Annotated in this window: 3 protein-coding genes; 1 reads left to right on the forward strand and 2 read right to left on the reverse strand. The window is 62.6% G+C overall.

All coding sequences use genetic code 11. The annotated features are described in order from the left end of the window. Nucleotides 1-7: 7 nt before the first annotated feature. Both fliM and fliL read right to left on the reverse strand, forming a co-directional pair. Nucleotides 8-1,210 carry a flagellar motor switch protein FliM gene (gene fliM / locus VGP39_RS15850; RefSeq protein WP_327569049.1) on the reverse strand — a complete coding sequence of 401 codons (1,203 nt, stop codon included), beginning with the start codon at nucleotides 1,208-1,210 and terminating at the stop codon, nucleotides 8-10. 18 nt (nucleotides 1,211-1,228) lie between these two features. Then, nucleotides 1,229-1,717 (reverse strand): flagellar basal body-associated protein FliL, encoded by a 489-nt coding sequence (gene fliL / locus VGP39_RS15855; RefSeq protein ID WP_327569050.1) that lies wholly within the window; start codon nucleotides 1,715-1,717, stop codon nucleotides 1,229-1,231. A 363-nt stretch (nucleotides 1,718-2,080) separates the two neighbouring features. On the opposite strand from fliL, the gene flgF reads away from it, so the two are divergent. Next, nucleotides 2,081-2,841 (forward strand): flagellar basal-body rod protein FlgF (flgF, locus tag VGP39_RS15860; protein ID WP_327569051.1); only part of this gene is annotated, 761 nt, incomplete at its 3' end.

Raw genomic sequence — 2,841 nt, forward strand, 5'->3', positions numbered from 1 at the left:
GAATGACTCATTGTGCCTCCATCAACTTGGTTTGCTCTTCGGCCTTCTCGAACATCGCGAAGGTGGTATTGGGCTTGCGCAGCTGCTTGGTGACGCGGATGGCGACGCGGTCGCCGACCCGGCCCATGCGGCCTTCGGTCAGGGTCACGTTGCCGCAACGCACCGCGATCAGCGCGTCGGAGCGCATCTCCAGCGGCAGCGTGTCGCCGACCTTCAGCTTCATCAGTTGTTTGAGCGGGATGTCGGCTTCATAGAGCACCGCATCGACCGAAATCTGCGCCTGCGCGATTTCGGTGGCGAGATGCCCCTCCCAGATCGGGTCGCGGCCGAATTTCTCGCCCATGAACATCTGCAACAGCACGTTGCGGATCGGCTCGATGGTCGCATAAGGCAGCAGCAGTTCGATATTGCCGCCGCGGTCTTCCATGTCGATGCGCAGCCGCACCAGGAACGCGGCGTTGGCTGGCCGGCTGATGGCGGCGAAGCGTGGGTTGGTTTCGAGGCGGTCGATGGTGAAGGTCACCGGCGACAGCGGCCGGAACGCCTGCTCGGCATCCGACAACACCACCTCGACCAGGCGTTTTACCAGATTGGTTTCGATTGTCGTGTAGGGCCGGCCCTCGATGCGCAGCGAGGTCTGGCCGCGGCGCCCGCCGAGCAGCACGTCGATCATGGAATAGATCAGGCTGGAGTCGACGGTGGCGAGTCCGAAATTTTCCCACTCCTCGGCCTTGAACACGCTTAGCACCGCGGGCAGCGGAATCGAATTCATGTAGTCGCCGAACCGCACCGAGGTGATGCGGTCGAGCGAGACCTCGACGTTATCCGAGGTGAAATTGCGCAAACTCGTGGTCATCAGCCGCACCAGCCGGTCGAACACGATTTCCAGCATCGGCAGGCGTTCGTAGGACACCATCGCCGAATCGATGATGGCGCGGATTCCGGAATGGTCGTCGAGGTTGACCTCGCCGACGGAAAAGCCGAGCAGGTTGTCGATCTCTTCCTGCGACAGAACGCGCTCGCCGCCGTTCTTGCCGCCGGCGAGATCGCGGCCGCCGTCCTCGACCATGGCGGCCCATTGCAGCGCCATCGCGCCGGAGAGTTCGTTATCCGCGGCCGATTCCGCAGCGGCGATCGGATCCTCGGAATCCAGCGACGCCTCCCACTGGGCGGCGATCGCATCCTGGTCGACCTGGTCGTTGCCCGCCATCGTATCACATCCGTCCCGTCACTGAATGACGATTTCCTTGAACAGCACGGCGTTGACCTGGCCGGGTGCGACGGCGAGGTTGACCCGCCGCGTCAGTTCTTCTTTCAGGCGAAACAGCCCGGCCGATCCATTGAGATCGGCGGGCCGCAACTCGCGCATGTAGGTTTGAAAAATGTCGCTGACCCGCGGCATGGTCGGCTTGATCGCCTCGACCTGCTTCTCTTCCTTGACCTCGAGCACGACCTTGACCTTGAGATATTGGGTGCGCTCGCCGGGCGCGCCGACCAGGTTGACCAGCACCTCCGGCACATCGACGAAAATCGGCGCCTTCGGAGCCGCGGCCTCGGCGTGCACTTCTTCATGATGACGGAAGAAAAAGAACCAGGTGGCGCCACCGCCGCCGACCAGCAGGAGGGCCGCGGCAGCCATGATGATCAGCTTCTTCCTGCTTTTTTTCGGCGCGGCAGCCGCCTCGGCGCCGTCTTCCTTGTCGTCGTTGTCCGCCATCGTCTGCCCGCCCGAATTGGAGAGGCCCGATGCCAGGCAGGCGCGTGACGCGATACAAATGCCCCCGGCGCGCACGCGCCCTCAACTACAGGGACACTAGGTTTGCAATGGTTAATGGAACCTTTCTTTTGTCCCTCAAGTAGGAAAAAACTGCCGGGCCATTATGGTCAACAAGACCTTTCTGCCGAGCTTTGGCCACCCCGCTCAAACGCATAAACTACTGTAAAACAAGCACTTTCTCAATTGGCACGGCTTTCGCTCTGTCCTAAGCGAACCGCGGCTTGGGAGAGCCTTGGCGGTTTGCACGATCCGCCGGCGGCTTGGGAGAGCCAGTCGCGGATCACACGAAGGGGAGAACCACCGATGGAGAACATGCTTCTCGTCGGACTATCGCGGCAGATGACGCTGGAACGGCAGATGGATGTCGTCGCCAACAACGTCGCCAACGTCAACACGGCAGGCTACAAGGCCGACAAGTCGCTGTTTCACGAATACCTGACCTCCGGCGCGCACCAGGACAATTTCAAAAGCGCCGACCGCCGCGTCAGCTACGTGACCGACCGCGCCACCTGGCACGATTTTGCGCAAGGCCCGCTCGAGCCGACCAAGAATCCGCTGGACGTCGCGATCGACGGCAAGGCCTTCCTCGTGGTGCAGACCCCCGGCGGCGAGCGCTACACCCGCGACGGCAGCCTGCAGATCAATGCGCAGGGCCAGCTGGTGACGGCGGCCGGTCACCCGGTGCTCGGCACCGGCGGCCCGATCGTGTTCCAGCCGACCGACAAGGAGGTCACCATCAATGCCGATGGCGGCGTCAGCGTGCTGGAAGGCGTGAGCCGTATCGACTCGATCCGCGGCAAGCTGCGGCTGGTGAGTTTTGCGCAGGCGCAGAAGCTCGTCAAAGAAGGCGCCAATCTGTACGCCGGCGGCGAAGGCAATGCGGCACAGCCCGACACTGCCTCGCGGGTGCGCCAGGGGTTTGTGGAAAAATCCAACGTCAATTCGGTCGCCGAGATGAGCAGGATGATCGAGGTGACGCGCGCTTATACGCAAATCTCCGCGATGCTGCAGCAGCAGGGCGACCTGCGCAAATCCGCCCTCGAAAAACTCGCCGACGTTCCGGC

The organism is Bradyrhizobium sp., assembly GCF_036009065.1.
Taxonomy (GTDB): domain Bacteria; phylum Pseudomonadota; class Alphaproteobacteria; order Rhizobiales; family Xanthobacteraceae; genus Bradyrhizobium.